General features: G+C 36.7%; 14 protein-coding genes. 2 read left to right on the top strand and 12 right to left on the bottom strand.

Annotated elements, in window-relative coordinates; genetic code table 11:
• The first annotated feature begins 72 nt into the window (after nucleotides 1-72).
• Nucleotides 73-555: a DUF2975 domain-containing protein gene (locus V7266_RS14295; RefSeq protein WP_335468561.1), complete on the top strand. Its 483-nt coding sequence runs from the start codon at nucleotides 73-75 to the stop codon at nucleotides 553-555.
• Between the two features lie 53 nt (nucleotides 556-608).
• Nucleotides 609-824, top strand: coding sequence for a helix-turn-helix domain-containing protein (locus V7266_RS14290; RefSeq protein WP_144565392.1), 216 nt, complete (start codon nucleotides 609-611; stop codon nucleotides 822-824).
• Nucleotides 825-914: 90 nt separating this feature from the next.
• On the opposite strand, the gene V7266_RS14285 is transcribed toward V7266_RS14290, so the two are convergent.
• The 12 genes from V7266_RS14285 to V7266_RS14230 all read right to left on the bottom strand — a co-directional run bounded on the left by V7266_RS14285 (nucleotide 915) and on the right by V7266_RS14230 (nucleotide 15,272).
• Entirely contained in the window at nucleotides 915-3,335 is a 2,421-nt protein-coding gene (locus V7266_RS14285) for a putative bifunctional diguanylate cyclase/phosphodiesterase (RefSeq protein ID WP_335468560.1), read from the bottom strand.
• 9 nt (nucleotides 3,336-3,344) lie between these two features.
• On the bottom strand, nucleotides 3,345-4,526 hold the full coding sequence (locus tag V7266_RS14280) for a beta-ketoacyl synthase N-terminal-like domain-containing protein (protein ID WP_335468559.1): 1,182 nt from the start codon (nucleotides 4,524-4,526) through the stop codon (nucleotides 3,345-3,347).
• 215 nt (nucleotides 4,527-4,741) lie between these two features.
• On the bottom strand, nucleotides 4,742-5,602 hold the full coding sequence (locus V7266_RS14275) for a DUF421 domain-containing protein (protein ID WP_335468558.1): 861 nt from the start codon (nucleotides 5,600-5,602) through the stop codon (nucleotides 4,742-4,744).
• Nucleotides 5,603-5,619: 17 nt separating this feature from the next.
• The gene (locus V7266_RS14270; RefSeq protein ID WP_335468557.1) at nucleotides 5,620-5,826 is read right to left on the bottom strand and encodes a DUF1657 domain-containing protein; all 207 of its coding nucleotides are present in this window, start codon (nucleotides 5,824-5,826) and stop codon (nucleotides 5,620-5,622) included.
• Nucleotides 5,827-5,905: 79 nt separating this feature from the next.
• A complete protein-coding gene (locus V7266_RS14265; protein ID WP_335468556.1) occupies nucleotides 5,906-6,109 on the bottom strand; it encodes a DUF1657 domain-containing protein in 204 nt (67 codons plus the stop codon).
• Between the two features lie 164 nt (nucleotides 6,110-6,273).
• The gene (gene nagZ / locus V7266_RS14260) at nucleotides 6,274-8,022 is read right to left on the bottom strand and encodes a beta-N-acetylhexosaminidase (protein ID WP_335468555.1); all 1,749 of its coding nucleotides are present in this window, start codon (nucleotides 8,020-8,022) and stop codon (nucleotides 6,274-6,276) included.
• 273 nt (nucleotides 8,023-8,295) lie between these two features.
• Nucleotides 8,296-9,294: a DUF3231 family protein gene (locus tag V7266_RS14255; protein ID WP_335468554.1), complete on the bottom strand. Its 999-nt coding sequence runs from the start codon at nucleotides 9,292-9,294 to the stop codon at nucleotides 8,296-8,298.
• Between the two features lie 124 nt (nucleotides 9,295-9,418).
• Entirely contained in the window at nucleotides 9,419-9,949 is a 531-nt protein-coding gene (locus V7266_RS14250) for a cupin domain-containing protein (RefSeq protein ID WP_335468553.1), read from the bottom strand.
• A gap of 181 nt (nucleotides 9,950-10,130) precedes the next feature.
• The gene (locus tag V7266_RS14245) at nucleotides 10,131-11,378 is read right to left on the bottom strand and encodes an L-lactate MFS transporter (RefSeq protein WP_335468552.1); all 1,248 of its coding nucleotides are present in this window, start codon (nucleotides 11,376-11,378) and stop codon (nucleotides 10,131-10,133) included.
• A gap of 146 nt (nucleotides 11,379-11,524) precedes the next feature.
• Nucleotides 11,525-12,292: a LytR/AlgR family response regulator transcription factor gene (locus V7266_RS14240; RefSeq protein ID WP_335468551.1), complete on the bottom strand. Its 768-nt coding sequence runs from the start codon at nucleotides 12,290-12,292 to the stop codon at nucleotides 11,525-11,527.
• Nucleotides 12,289-13,950 carry a sensor histidine kinase gene (locus V7266_RS14235; protein WP_335468550.1) on the bottom strand — a complete coding sequence of 554 codons (1,662 nt, stop codon included), beginning with the start codon at nucleotides 13,948-13,950 and terminating at the stop codon, nucleotides 12,289-12,291. The genes V7266_RS14240 and V7266_RS14235 overlap by 4 nt, the downstream gene beginning before the upstream one ends.
• A 131-nt stretch (nucleotides 13,951-14,081) precedes the next feature.
• Nucleotides 14,082-15,272 carry an SEC-C metal-binding domain-containing protein gene (locus tag V7266_RS14230; RefSeq protein ID WP_335468549.1) on the bottom strand — a complete coding sequence of 397 codons (1,191 nt, stop codon included), beginning with the start codon at nucleotides 15,270-15,272 and terminating at the stop codon, nucleotides 14,082-14,084.
• Nucleotides 15,273-15,537 lie beyond the last annotated feature (265 nt).

The raw sequence follows: 15,537 nt of genomic DNA, 5'->3' as shown, positions 1-15,537 counted from the left end.
AATAAAAATTTATTGAAAAACGATAAATTTTAAATTATAATTCAATTAATAATGGTTTAGAGAGGTGCTTTTATGAAAAAAGGAACAACATTATTTTTAAAGATCGCTGATATTCTTATTGGAATCCCCGTTCTTGCCCTATGCATCTTTTTAGTTCCTGAGATAGCGAATGTTACCGTAAAATTGCTTCCAGGATTTGCTTTTCTTAAATATCTCGTTTTCATCGTTTTTTATGCATCGGCAATCCCTTTTTACTTTGCTTTGTATCAGACTTTCAAACTATTGCGCTATATTGATAAAAATAAAGCCTTCTCCGAATTATCGGTAAATGCTTTAAAGAAAATCAAACACTGTGCGCTCACAATCTGTCCATTGCATGTGCTTGTCCTGCCGCTCTTCTATCTCTTTGCAGAAGCAGACGATGCGCCTGGTGTCATTTTTGTCGGAATGGTTGTTCCCTTTGCTTCACTAGTAATTGCCGTTTTTGCTGCTGTTCTCCAAAAACTTTTAAAAGAAGCGATTGATATCAAATCAGAAAATGATTTAACGGTCTAAGGTAGTGAACATAGAAATATCTGAAAATGATTGAATAGTGTGAGGTGGTTAACTTGGCAATTATAATCAATATTGACGTGATGCTGGCTAAACGAAAAATGAGCGTCACGGAGCTTTCCGAGAGGGTCGGGATTACAATGGCGAACCTTTCCATATTGAAAAACGGGAAAGCAAAAGCGATTCGTTTTTCAACGTTAGAAGCGATATGTAAGGCTTTGGATTGTCAACCTGGAGATATTTTAGAGTACAAAAGCGATGAAGATACTTAAAATAGATCCCTAAGCTGCAACTTCAAAGAAAAATGTACGGTTGAAAAAGGGCGAACAGTTTAAAATACTGTGCGCCCTTTCATATTAGGCTTATGTTGTTGCAGGTTCATTGTGTTGCTCTAAGAAGGTTCTTTCAAATTCTTCACCCGATATCGGAGGACTGAACAGATATCCCTGTACTACCATACAGCCATTTGCTTTTAGGAATTTTAACTCCTCTTCAGTCTCAACTCCTTCCGCAATCACATCAAGATTTAAATTATTGGCCATTGAAATAATAGTTTTTACAATTGCCCTATTTTCAGAATTGCTTGTGATATCTCTTACAAAGGAACGATCAATTTTTAGATTATTAATTGGAAACTTTTTCAGATAACTTAATGAGCTATATCCTGTTCCAAAATCATCTATTGAAATCGAAACCCCTATTGCCCTTAATTCATTCAGCGTGGAAATCACAGAATTGATGTTGGCCATTGAAATACTCTCCGTTATTTCTAAATCAAGATAGCAAGCGGCAAGATTTGTTTCTTTTAAGATATTCATAACAGATTCTACAAAGTTCCCGTCATAAAATTGCCGCAATGAGATATTTACGGATACTGGTATAGGAGTGTAACCCATTTCTTGCCAAAGCTTATTTTGAAGACATGCAGATTTTAGAACCCAATCACCTAGCTGTAATATGATTCCAGTTTCTTCTGCTAAAGGAATAAATTCAGCAGGTGAAATCATTCCTAATTCAGAACTCTCCCATCTTAATAATGCTTCCATACCAATAATGCTGTTTGTATCTATGTCCATTTTTGACTGGTATACAATTTTGAGTTCATTGGAATGTAATGCTTTTCGCAGAGCTTTTTCTAATACCATTTTTTCCTGATAATTATCATTCATCTCCTGCGAAAAGAAGGAATAAGAATTTCTTCCCGATTCTTTGGATGAATACATCGCAATATCCGCATTTTTAATTAATACATCTGATTGATCACCATCCATTGGATACAGACTGATTCCCAAACTGGAAGTGACAAATAGTTCATGATCTTTTAGAGTAAATGATTTCTTGAATATATTTAAAATTCTTTTTACAAAGATGGTTGTTTCATCCTTCGTTACACTAGATAAAATAAAGGTAAACTCGTCACCGCCGAGTCTATAAACAGAAAAATCGGTGACCCTTTTATCATCTGCTTTACTTAACCGTTCTGCTACTTTCTTTAATAGAAGATCTCCATTTTCATGATTGAGGGTATCATTGATAATTTTAAAACGATCTAAATCTAAAAAAATGACCGCTATACTTTCTTGAGTGAGTTTTGCTAATTTAATCTGTTCGATTAAGTCTTGATGAAATGCCCGCCGGTTAGGTAATCCGGTGAGAGGATCATGAAGAGCTTCCCATTCTCTCTTTTTTTCATTAATTTTTCGTTGTGTAATATCAGTCGCTACACTTAGAACTTGCTTATCTCCAGATGAAATGATGGGCAGTTTAACGGTTTGTATCCACCTTTTATTTCCTTGTGAATCCATAATTTCATTTTCCGGTATATGCTTTTCTTCTAAGGTGGATAATACCTGATGATCTAAACGTATATTCTGTTTTGCCATATCCAAATCAGGATTATAATCCATCTCAAAATTTCCGATAAGTTCTTCGGAATTCACCCCAAATAGTAAACCATAAGCTTGATTGGTTAATGTATATTTTCCATCCTGACTTTTGGCATAAATATAACTGGGATTCATATCGATGATTTTATGCAGAAATTCTTTTTGATCTAAAAGTGCATTATTCATCTTCGCAATGATCTTTTGGTGCATTCTAATAACAGGGATGAGAATCCCAATCGATAAAAATAAAACAGCGATACTGCTTGGTAATAACAAATAGCTTTTAATCATATTTAAGATTCCAATACAATATCCTACTGTTACAATAATAATAAAATAAAAGACAAACGTCTTGGTTTCTGATTCCTTCAGTTTTTTACTTAATGCAAGGGATAATACGGTGATAATAATGAATATGAATAAATTAAAGTTAAAGATCCATGACCAATCTCCATAGACGGGGTATAAGAATCCTGCCTTTATTGGTCCCTGCGATTTTACCAACTCAAAGCTTTGAATGCCTTTTTGACTCCATCCAATCAAGTAGACAAAGGTTGACCAAATATAAAGAGTAATGACAGTCATTTTATTCACTGTATATTTTACCATTCTTGATTCAACCATTTGTGTTTGATTTATCGCTGTATAGATAACGGAAAATAAAGTTGGAGCCAACATGATGGAGCCAAAACGAAATAACTGAAATAGAAACTCTATCACACTATTTGAAAAAAATTCACAAGCATATAAAAACGAAACATCTATTTGCCAAAACGAGGTAAAAATAAAAAAGAGAAATAAAAGCTTTGATAATTTTGTTTTCCCCAAAATATAGATTGTTGTAATTCCAGCTGCTAAAGGAAATAATGCAAAAGAAATCATTAATAAATAAATCATTGCTCTTCCTCAATTTTCTTTTGTAATGAATAAACAAGTATTATTTCCGCTAACCCCATGGTTAGTTATGGCAACACTTTCGACATTTTGATACTTGGTCTCAAAGACAATTGGCAAGTCATTAAAACCGTCTCCAGTCGTTTTAATGGTTGGTGGTATAAATCCATATTCCATACTTAATAACGAAGAGATGACTTGGATAGCACCCATTGAGCCAAAGGTATGGCCGGTCATTCCCTTTATCGAAGTGATAGGGACAGAGGATCCAAATAGGTTAGTATGAGTTATGTACTCAATCATATCATTCTGTACTAATCCTAGCGCTTGACTGTTTACATAGGTGGGAGAAAAATCGCCTATTGCACTTTTTAAGGCTGCTGTCATCAGGGTTCCTGTTGTATCAGACTTTAATATGGAAAGTGCTTCATTGTTAGAAGCCCCTCCGCGGACTTGCCCCCATATTTTGGCGCCTCTTGAATCTGCGTCTTTCTTCCGTTCCATGATCACAACGGCAGAACCTTCTGATTTAACAAACCCCTTATGAGAGGTGGAAAAGGGTACCCCGGTTTCTTCTATCTCCACATTTTCGGCAATCGTACCCGTCTTTAAAAATCCATAGGTAATCCAATCCCCTAAAAGAGCATCCGAACCGCCAACGATACATATATCCGCGTGTCCAGCTTCTAAGAATAATTTGCCCATAAGGATTGCATCTAAACTTGCCGTACAGCCAGTAGAGATGGTATACGCCTGTCCATTAATTCCAAAATGCTTAGTGATCCCGGAAGATAATGTATGCGGATCTCCTATAGGTACATATTGAATCGGTACCTTTTTAAGGTTATTTCCATGTTTAGAGAACTTTTCAACTTCTAAAATTCCTCCTCCGGATGTCCCCATTATGACAGCAACACGTGCAAAATCATCAGTTGGTAGGTTGGCCATCTTATAAGCCTCCTCAGCTGCTGCAATTCCCAACTGGGCTGCACGTGGGTACCTTTTATAATTTTGACCAGAGATCATCTCCAAATCTTCATGAACTACTCCACATACTATATTAGAACCGTTATTGCCACGGCCGGGGAGTATTTCCTGTGTACAGATACCCTGTTCTAGAACGTCTTTAAATTGGTGGATATTACTGATCCCCGGGGCTTTAACTCCAAAACCTGTAATGACAATTTTGTCCATAGTTGACCTCGATTATGATAAATTTTATATGAATCTATAAAATTATATTATATGAGGTTTATTGACAATCAACAACAAATTTCGACATATATATATCCTTGCTATTTTTCCCCAGAGGCAATAATGGGAGTTCTATAAACGAGTAGGAATAATATAGGGCTGAGGAGAAAAGAATCCTCAGCCCTGTTTTTTTAAATATTTACCAAATAAGCGATTTAACCTTTTAAATATGGGATAAGTAAATTTATGGCTTCCTGTAATTTTTGAGCATTTACTTTATATAACAATTTTGCTTCTTTAGAGTCTGTTTGTAATGCAAAAGATTCTAGATCCGCTTGGCATTTTTTTAATGATGACATTAATAAAGGCTTTTGTTGTGGAGATGGGACATTGATTTTGTCATCGTAAATGTCCACTGTTAATTGTCCATACGAATCAACTTGTGCCATAAACACATTTTCCAAGGTAACCCCAAGTTTTTCTAGTTCAGTAGTAAGCCATTGGCGGTTCTTATTGGCTTCTGTAAGGGAATTATCTAAAATTTTTCCATCCATGACGACTGTCTGTGGTACCTTTTCATTTCCAACCTTGATATTTAAATCCTTAGGAGTAAGAGGTTGATTTTCTTTCTTTAAGAGTACATTTAAGTCTCCACTTGGTTCTAAAATGGCAAATTCCACATCCGCCACATTAAACACACTTTTTTTCCTAAGTAAGGAATTTAATTCATCAACCGTGAAAAATTCCTTTTTTAAGCTGTCTTCCATGATCTTTCCGTCTTTAATAAAAACCGTTGAATTACCTTCAGCGAAATCTCTGAATTTTTTGCTCTTCAAAGAAAGAACATCAACCGCATAGGTTATCGCGCCAAATAGAATTAATACAATCATTCCGTGCATAATATTTGCATCTAGGCCTGTAATTACTTCAGCAGCTACACTCCCAATCGTGATCCCTGAAATATATTCAAAAAAAGAAAGCTGGGAAATTTGTTTGGTCCCTAAAAGTTTGGTCATAAAAAATAATACAGCAATATACAAAAGAGATCGTAACGCAATCTCAACCCAGTCATTCACATTCTTTCACCTCGATTTTAAGATGGTTTATATTGAGGTTCCTGAACTTCCAATTCTGTTATTCGCTTTTGCAAATCATTTTTTACTTCTCCGACTATTAACATTGCTTTGTGAAAGGTTTGTTGAGCTTGTTCATCCTGCGAATTTAAAGCGAAATTTGAAAGTTGTGCCTCAATACCCTTAATAGATACAAAGCATTGTTTTACGTTGGAATAGATCGTCATCATTATCTTCCTATCATTAATAATTTATTATATGAAGGGATTACTGGAAAAGGAGGTAGCACATGGCTACCTCTTCCTTTTACTGATTATATTGAGGTTCTTCATTTTGAATTTCTTTAAGACGTGGTTCTAAACTGTCAATGATCGATTGAGTTTGCTGTGCGGCATTCTGGTACAATTGCTTTGCATTCTTATTTTCAGTTTGTAAGGCAAATGTTTCAAAACTGGCTTGCGCACTTTTTAATCCAGCTAACGTTTGATTTACTTGAGTAACTACCGTCATTTTTCCATTCCACCCTTGACTTTATTGAAGTACACATCTATTTTTTCTTTAATAATTAGGAAGTATGAGTGGAAATGATTAGGTTTTATTCTTGATAGGGAACGGAACCCGTTACTTTAACGAAGTTTCTTTTTAAATCTACCTCAACAAAGTCCGCTGCCCCCTTAATTTTGTTCTGTTTTGTACTCATCAAGGAGATTTTTTATTGAATGGTTCAGCTCTTCAATATTCACGTCATCTATTTTTGTATTGTTCATTCCATATTTCCTTTTTAACATGATAATTCTTCTGACACTATCACTGATCATTTGTTCAGAAATTTCCCCTTTTTGAACAGCGGCCTTTAAGGATGTAATGACTTCAGCTACTTTGTTATAATCATGGGCTACTAAAATAATGTCACTGCCGGCCTTAATGGAATCCACTGCAGCCTCGCCGATTTTATAATGGTCCGTGACCGCCTTCATGGTCATGTCATCCGTGATCACCACACCACTGAAATCAAGCTGTTTTCTAAGGATATCCGTGATGATTACGTTGGACATAGAAGCTGGATTATGAGCATCCAATTCTGGCAGTAAGATATGTGCGACCATGACCACATCGGCCCCGTTATCAATCGCACGTTTAAACGGGATTAATTCGAGCTTTTTTAGTTCTGTCAGATTTTTATATACGATCGGCAACTCGAGATGGGAATCAACCGATGTATCCCCGTGTCCAGGAAAGTGCTTAATCGTTGCGATAATATTTTGCGACTGAAGGCCTTTCATGGTTTGGATCCCAAGCTTACTAACAACGTCAGGATTGTTTCCGAATGACCGGTCCCCTATTATCGGGTTTTTCGGATTGCTGTTGACATCAAGTACCGGAGCGAAATCAAGATTGAACCCAAATCCATTTAACTCCTTCCCTAAAATCGTTCCGACTTTATAAGAAAACTGAGAATTATTGATAACCCCAATCTCTTTATTGGTAGGAAATTTATAAAGTCCTCCAGGCAGTCTGCTAATGCGTCCGCCTTCTTGGTCAACACTTAAAAATAACGGCAGACGGTTGTGAACATTTTCAGTCTTTATTTCATTTAACAATTGAATCGTTTGTTCGGGATTGACTAGATTCTCCTGGTAGAAAATCATCCCTCCAACTTTGTCATTTGTAATTAAATTTTTGGTTTGTATATCCATTTTTGCACCAGAAATACCAGCGATTATCATTTGCCCAATTTTCTCATCTATACTCATATCCGAAATGATGTCATCAATGTTTTTTTGTTGATCGGCTTGATTTTCAACCTGGGTATAGACTGAGATATGATCCACTTTAGGGTTCGGCTCCTTTTCGGTAGGCTTGGGTAATATCCACTTTAAATAAGTAGTAGAATTAACATGATAAACTAGGATGATTTGGTTATTGAACTGATCTTGATAGTACCGAATTTGATTAGGTTTACCACCTGCCTTCTTGATCTCATTTAATGGTATTGTCTGTAATTCCGCATCATAGGACCTGATATCGTTCACTATATCTCCTAGATATCCAAGGACGACATGGTGCTCTGTATATTCTTCGTACCTGCTATTTGAAGTTTTCGTTGATTGATTCGGTTTTCCCCATTGATCGGTTACGTCTATTTTCTGAGTTTTACCGGAAATGAACGGAGAGTTTACTACCTTCCCTTCCTTAGACAGTGAGAAGGTGTCACGTACTAATGCATCTAGACTCGAAGGTTGATTTCCATTTGAATCTGATGGTGTATTCTTAGTTGGAGGTGTGGTGACAGGAACTGCCTTGGCTGGCTGCTTCTCATCTCTATCGCCACCGAAAAAGTAAATGCCAGCTACTAGAAAAATAACAAGTGGAAAAGTCAAAAAAATAAGCGGTTTCAATCTGGAGGTACTACGGTTACGCATAACATAATTCCTTTCTATGGCATATTTTTTCTAGAAGGTACTCAAGGAGTTTTGTATATAGATAGTATCTTATACACTTTCTATACTCAATCCATATTCCCTGCCAATAAATTAGTCATAGAATAAGTTATGCTTACAAAACATCTTCTTTGTCTCTCTATTTTCAAAGCTCTTAATTAGAATATAAAACCAAAAAGTGCTAGGTAAACCTCCATTTAGGTATTTACTTAGCACCTTATTTTACAATCATAAGAATAGTTTGTTCACTACTATTCAGTTACTTATTATTTTTCTGTCATCCGCATTTGGTGGCTGCTCCATCCAATTTTTTTTAATGAGTAACTTACCAAAACTACCATATACAAGCAGATCATCGAGTATGGCTTTTTCACAAAGTGTTACAATATCTGCTCTCATACTATAAATCACCGCGGTACCGTAATAGGAAATAGCGGCAGCGAATAAAAAACCCGCATGAAACAACATTAATTTATCAGAAAAGGGTGATACAATTGAGTTTGTTATTTCCAATTCATAGGTTGAAGGTAAATGAAGGTCTTCCTTAAGTAATAAATTTGAAAAATTGCTCATGTGTTTATTAGCTGCTTGAATGCACTTTTCTAAAAACTTATTTACTTCTTTGTCTTTACATACTTGTTTAAAAGCAATCAAAAGGCCTTTTGTAAGCGCACTTTTTTCTAGATTAAAATAGATATTCCCGCATTCGAGCGAATTCATCGCTCGTTTATTACCAAATAAATCAGTTGCATAATCCATCGTAGTAATAAATTTAATTTTATCTGGTGTTGAATACATTGGAGGTTTAACTAGAAAATCCTTTTGCTCAAGGATTGCCAATGATTCGTTATATAAATCCATGGTGTTTATATTACACTGGTAATAAAAATCTCTAATGTCTTGACGAATGGAAAGTGTAAAAGCCAGGCTATATGATTGGGCTGCGTACATGGTCATGGTATAGATATAATTTAGGCAAAAGCGATCAGTAAATAAGGGAGGAGCATCCAAATTAACATCTTTTTCATTAAAACCTTTAGGAACAGGAAAATCTTCTTTGGCCAATAAGTCCTTCAGTTTATTTAAATGCCTTTGTCCAAGTTCATGAGAATTTTGAAAAACTTTTTTAATCTCAGAGTCTTGAATGTTCTTTAGCATGTACTTAATCACACAAATCCCCATTGTCTCCCGTATGTAATGGGTCCATAAATTGGCTATTTCTGGTGAGGTTAATCGATCCGAATGTGTATTCATTTTTCCATCCTATAATTTGTTAATTTAGGTTTAATATCGTCAATTTTCAAAAACATTATGTATGTAAACGAGGTATTACAAAAAGGCAGAATTACTCCTGCCTTTAGTTATCATTTATAAATTATCATTGATTTTCCGCCGCGAATGCCTGTGCTTTAGTTAAATGAACCGTGCCAAATGGATGTTGTGGAGGAGCATATATAGAATAAAGTTTTAAAGGGGTATTACCTGTATTGGTTACATTATGCCAAGTGCCAGCAGGTATCATAATGGCAAAATCATCATGAACTTTTTGAACAAAGTTTAATTGATCTTTTCTTTTGCCCATTTGCACAAGCCCTTGACCTTGTTCAATCCGTAAGAATTGGTCAATGTTAGGGTGAATTTCTAAACCGATGTCATCACCAACATTAATACTCATTAATGTAACTTGTAAATGGTTTCCTGTCCATAAAGCTGTACGATAGGTATTGTTATGCTTCGCAGCCTCATTAATATTGATTACAAATGGTTTCCGCCCATAATCTTTTACCCTTGTATCATCATAATGATTCCAGTAATCTGGCTGTCTTATATTTTGATGATACATTGGGACATTAGTATAATAAACATTCGGTTGATATGGGTATGGATACACCCAAGGGGTATAGTACATCTTTTTTCATCCCTTCACAGTTTTATACAAATTATCGTATGCATATTTAATGGGAATGTACTAAAGTGAAGGGCGAACTTAGCATAAAACAGCTGGTCGAATTGGTCTAAAACACTTGTAACAGAAAAAAAGGCAGATTACTCTGCCTTTTTTCTATTACTATTTAGATGATCAACTCTTATTAGCTTGCTCGTGTATCTGGTGAAAGACTGCGAATTTTCCCAGTATTCCTTTTATCCTTCGCATTAGGTGTTCCATTGCCTGGTGCCTTAATCATCATGGCGATGACAACAGATACAATACTTAAAACCGCAATCAGCTTAAAGGTAGGAATAAATCCGCCTAATGAGGAAGCAATAAATGATCCGGAAATTGCACCAATTCCGAAGCCTTGATAAATGATTCCGTAGTTTTTACTTTGATTTTTCAAACCAAAGAAATCAGCTACGATAGCTGGAAATACGGTAATATTCCCACCAAAACAAAACGCAATTGCTGCCACACTAGCAAAGAACAATCCATAATTCAAGTGAACAAAACTTAATACCGTAACCGCTGCTGCTGTAACAAGCAATGCACCAGAAACCACTCGTAAACGGCCCACTTTATCGGATAAGGCTCCAAGAATGATACGGCCGCTTGTATTAAAAATCGCTACTAATGCCACCGCATTACTTGCTGTTGCAATATCAAGACCCGCCATTTTAACACCGATATCCTTTACAATTCCAATCAGGAATAGTCCGCTCATACATGTTGTAAAGAAGATCACGAATAAAAGATAAGCTTCCTTCGTTTTTAACATTTCTTTAACAGTATAGTCTTTTTGAAGGCTGCCATTTTGAATTTTTGATTCATTCATTACTTTAGCTTCCCGAACTAGAAATGAACCACCTACAACCATAATCATGACGATTAATCCCCAATAAAAGAAAGTTTGCGTCACTCCGGCCGATTGGATAAATGACCCGTTAATGAATTTGAATATCAAACTACCTGTACCGTAGGCTCCAACCGAAATACCAGAGATAAGTCCTTTTCTTTCCGGAAACCATTTAATTAAATTCGACAGAGATGTAATATAAGCAGTACCATCGGCTGCCCCAACAATGACGCCTGCTAAGATATAAAGCATCCATAAAGATGAAACTTGAGAACTAATGATTAATCCTGCGCCGAGGATTATGCCAGCACCTGTTAGTAAGCGGCGAATCCCCCATTTATCTTGCAGTTTTCCGGCGATTAATGTGGACAGTGCCAGCGCTAAGCTGGTAATCGAAAAAGTAAAAGCAACTGAATTTAACTTCCAGCCAAAGTGATCCACTAAGGGCTGGTTGAAAAGACTCCAAGTATAAATAGTCCCTAATCCCATTTGTACGATAATGGTTCCTATTACAATTAACCAACGACGATCTGTGCCTGCTTTCATCTTGATCTCCTCTTTTCTCCCAATAAAAATGATCATTTTCTAATTAGAAATTTTTAATTATCTTGTTGATGTGATCATCATACCATTGAAAAAAGAGACGAAATCGTTTTCAGAATGAAATGCTTATTATTTGGAATGAATGGAGATTATAGCTGCATAATTTGTCGAAACGCTTTTACTTTACTTCTGCTTACCGGGATTTCTGCCTTCAAATCTTTCAGACGCAGGAGGTATGTTTGATTGAACCAGGGCACAATTTCATGGATTTTCGTTAAGTTTACTGTGAACGATCGGTGACAGCGAAAAAACATGTCCTCCGGGAGATGAGCTTGAAACTCCGTAATACTCATCTGCATGGTATACTCTTCATTCATCGTATAAACTAGTGTCACTTTTTCACTTGCTTCCGCATAATAAATGTCATTTACATCCGTCACAATAATTTTATCGTTCTTTTTTAAATTGATTCGGTTTGAAGACTTTGCATGCACCTCCCCCTCTTGTAATGGAGCATTAGGCCTGTTATCTAGTATGTTAGCCTCTGTCTGATCTCGTTGATAAGCAGCCTCAAGCCTGCTTAACATCGCGGCGATCCGCTTTTCATCGTATGGCTTAAGGACATAATCAAAGGCTTCAAGTTCAAATGCCCGTGCGGCATGTTCTTTGTAGGCAGTGGTAAAAACAATATAAGGTCTTTTGGTAAACTTGCTAATCGTACTAGCCAGCAGAATCCCATCAAGGGAAGGAATATTAATATCCAAAAAAATCACATCTGTTTCCTGCTCCTGCAGAAATTTTAAAACATCTAAGCCATCATCAAAGGAATGAGTGACTTCAATTTCACTATAGGATTCAACTAAATATTCCAATTCTTCCCGAGCTGGGATTTCATCTTCCACAATTATTGCTCTCATAACTTCTCCTTTATCATATCAAAAAAAACTTCTGTTCCAGGTGACAGGCGGTGAATGACCAGACCATTTCCATAGATGAGTTTGACACGCTGATGAACGTTATACAAGCCGATTTTGTTAGCCGGTACCGTATCATGCTGTACATGGTGAATGACCTCTTCACTAATGCCTGCCCCCGTATCATTCACGCTTACCCTTATTTTTTCTCCCAAATCTTTAACTGCAATGGTCACCACGCCAGGGCCCTTTTTCTTTAGGATGCCGTGAATAATGGCATTCTCCACTAACGGCTGGATAAGCAGACTTGGTATGTTTACATTCACTTCATCTATATCATATTCAACCGCTAGACGGCTGCCGAAACGGGCCTTTTCAATTTCTACATAATCACGGACTTGCTCCAATTCTTTATGAATATCAATCAATTCATCACTTACCTCTAAATTGTAGCGCATATAACCAGATAGATTGATGATCAACTCACGAGCCTTATCCGGATTCCTTCTTGTCGTGGAGGCAATGGCATTGAGGGCATTAAACAAAAAGTGCGGATTAATCTTTGTTTGAAGGGCCTTCAACTCTGCCTTATTTGCTTCTGCCTTGATCTGTTCAATCCGTGAAACCTCCATAAGGGTAGAAATGATTTGAGAAAGTCCGATTGCCATTGTCTGAAGCGAATACGTCATCTTATAGGCTTTCCGATAGTATATTTTTAATGTTCCTGTCACCTCGCCATGTTCCTCAAAAGGAACAATCAGCAGTGAGTGAATTTGGGGTGTATGGTGATCGGCAATATGATTCCGAATGATGAATTTGCCCGTTCGGATTGCTTCTTTGGTCAAATCACTGATAATTTCCTGACCGGTCACATACCTCTCTTCCCCAAAACCAACATAGGCTAGGACTTTTTCATTATCTGTAATGGCAACCGCATCGGCCTTGATATCATTCTTGATAATACTGCAGATTTGCCTTAAGGAATCCGTATTGATCGAACGAAAATAAGGCAGGGTCTTATTAGCGATATCTAATGCCAGCTTGGCGTGTCTTGCCGCAATCGTTTCTTTTTCACCTTCTACACTCATGACCAATAATACGATTAAACCAATGGTAACCTCTCCCACTATCATCGGAAAGGCAATCTTCGAAACGATATCCAAACCAAGTGAAAATGGTTCTGCCAAGGCAAGAATCAATAGCATGGTCAATACTTCACAAACCATCCCAGCGGCAATTCCATAAATCCAACGTAACGACCTTTTTACTTTTCGGTTAATATAACCTGAAACAATCCCCGCAATGATACTTGTGATTAAACATGGGACCGAAGTGACCCCGCCAATATCAATTAAATACCGGTGTAAGCCCGAAACGACACCTGAGATGATACCCACCCAAGGTCCAAACAAAATACCACCCGACACAACCGCAATGATCCTCGTATTCACCAGTGATCCTTCGACATTGATCCCAGAGTAGGTGCCAAAAATAGCAAATAAGCAAAACAAGATGGTAATCACAAACCGCTCTATTGGAGAATGACGGTCTTTTTGCAGGGATTCTTTGAATCTCGGGATCCGAATCATAAAAAACAGACAAATCAACAGCAAGGCTGCTCGTTCAAATAAATGAATCAGCATTTCTAATGAAGTATTCATCGAAAAAATCCTCTCAAGCTACACATTGATATTTTGGTTGATAAACGTTCTTCTGTACCTATATTTTGTACATGTACATTTAATTGTAAAAGTCTGCCCCGTCATTGTAGGCAGACTAAACAATTACTCATTTATTTCCCGCAGCACTTTTTATATTTCTTGTTACTACCACAAGGACAAGGGGCATTTCGGCCAATTTTCTCTTTACTCTCTGACAGCTTCCGGATTGTTTTCTGCTCATGCGGCAATAGCTCATTAGGTGAATATCCTTTGAGGAACCATTGTTTCGTGTTATTCATGAGATTGATCACGTGGTCCATGCAAGCTTGCAGCACCTCGATCTTTTCAAATTCAAGTCTACTTTGCAAAAATTGAAGAATATGTTTTGGACTTTCTCCAATGTTAGTCGCATAGACGCATTCTTGTACCATTTCATCCGCTGCATGCCTGCTCATTTCAAAGTTTTGAGTTAAAAAATGAACAAATTGACGATAGTGATCATTTCGTTCGATATAGTCAATTTCACCAGCTCGAAGCAATTGCTCTTTTGAAAATGGGAAAAAAGCTAAGTCTTTTCTGTCTTTGTGTTCACGCATTACTTTTTCAGAATCAAACACTTGTACATTGGAAAAGCCAAACTTATCCATTCTTATTTGCTCGTAATAGGAGATTGCATGGTCGATGACAGAAAGATAATCGGAAAGGCTGATCGGTTCATTCATGTATTTTTCTAGCAATTCATGCAGTTCAGTGAGGGTCAAACTACCATAATAGTAAAGCAATCCTTGTGTAAGCTTAATCCATTCTGTATTGCGCCGGCTAATGGTGATTAATGGCTTGTGGTTGTCGCGGATAAACGGATGCTGAACCAATTCTTCAGGTATGACTATGATTTTTTTGCCTTGGAAAGTTCCTGTATAGATGATCCCTATGCTGAAAAAGTAGTTTAGTTGATTGGCCGTTAATTTTGGTGCTTCCATATACCCACTATGATGGACTAATTTTTTAATTAAGTTGAAACGCTCTTGGTCTAGGTACATGCATATCTTTTCAAGCGAGAATGGTATCTTTATAGCTAATAAATCAATTAGTTCCCCTTTTTTAAGCTGACTGGCGCCTTTTATCTCTAAACGTCTCCTAATATCACTTAATTCGTCTTTAGAATATCTTGTAAGTGCATCTTTTATTGTTAAAGGAACAGAAATTTCACTCCACATTTTTAATTCCCGTTTCTGCTGATTCTTCCACGACATATCTTTTAAATCTTCTAAAGCGCCTTGTAATTTTTCATAAGTTTCTTTATCGATGCTGCTGGTATTCAAGTGGTTCACCTTCTGAAAATAATAGTTTAATGTATTTTTGAACTTCCTATTGTAAAAAAGGCCCGCCTTTTTAGGTGTTTATTATATCAGAAAAAAGGGTTCATAATAAACTGTTTCATCCTAGACGCTATTAAAGGGATCGTTTTTAGATACACAACTAGGCATGTTCTTCCATCTTCTTTGTGTATTTACGGAATCATAGTTTTTTAGACTCTAGTTGATTTTTTTAAAAAAAGGGTACAAACCTAAAGCCTGTCTCATTCGG

This window comes from Neobacillus drentensis, assembly GCF_036965645.1.
In the GTDB taxonomy this organism is placed as follows: domain Bacteria; phylum Bacillota; class Bacilli; order Bacillales; family Cytobacillaceae; genus Neobacillus; species Neobacillus drentensis_D.
The sequence above is the reverse complement of the archived record's forward strand: the minus strand, read 5'-3'. Positions and strand labels throughout refer to the sequence as shown.

Coding starts and splice junctions, on each gene's coding strand:
- V7266_RS14295 (WP_335468561.1), top strand. CDS start 73: ATGAAAAAAGGAACAACATTATTTTTAAAGATCGCTGATATTCTTATT.
- V7266_RS14285 (WP_335468560.1), bottom strand. CDS start 3,335: ATGATTTATTTATTAATGATTTCTTTTGCATTATTTCCTTTAGCAGCT.
- V7266_RS14280 (WP_335468559.1), bottom strand. CDS start 4,526: ATGGACAAAATTGTCATTACAGGTTTTGGAGTTAAAGCCCCGGGGATC.
- V7266_RS14270 (WP_335468557.1), bottom strand. CDS start 5,826: ATGACGATCTATTCCAACGTAAAACAATGCTTTGTATCTATTAAGGGT.
- V7266_RS14265 (WP_335468556.1), bottom strand. CDS start 6,109: ATGACGGTAGTTACTCAAGTAAATCAAACGTTAGCTGGATTAAAAAGT.
- nagZ (WP_335468555.1), bottom strand. CDS start 8,022: ATGCGTAACCGTAGTACCTCCAGATTGAAACCGCTTATTTTTTTGACT.
- V7266_RS14255 (WP_335468554.1), bottom strand. CDS start 9,294: ATGAATACACATTCGGATCGATTAACCTCACCAGAAATAGCCAATTTA.
- V7266_RS14250 (WP_335468553.1), bottom strand. CDS start 9,949: ATGTACTATACCCCTTGGGTGTATCCATACCCATATCAACCGAATGTT.
- V7266_RS14245 (WP_335468552.1), bottom strand. CDS start 11,378: ATGAAAGCAGGCACAGATCGTCGTTGGTTAATTGTAATAGGAACCATT.
- V7266_RS14240 (WP_335468551.1), bottom strand. CDS start 12,292: ATGAGAGCAATAATTGTGGAAGATGAAATCCCAGCTCGGGAAGAATTG.
- V7266_RS14235 (WP_335468550.1), bottom strand. CDS start 13,950: ATGAATACTTCATTAGAAATGCTGATTCATTTATTTGAACGAGCAGCC.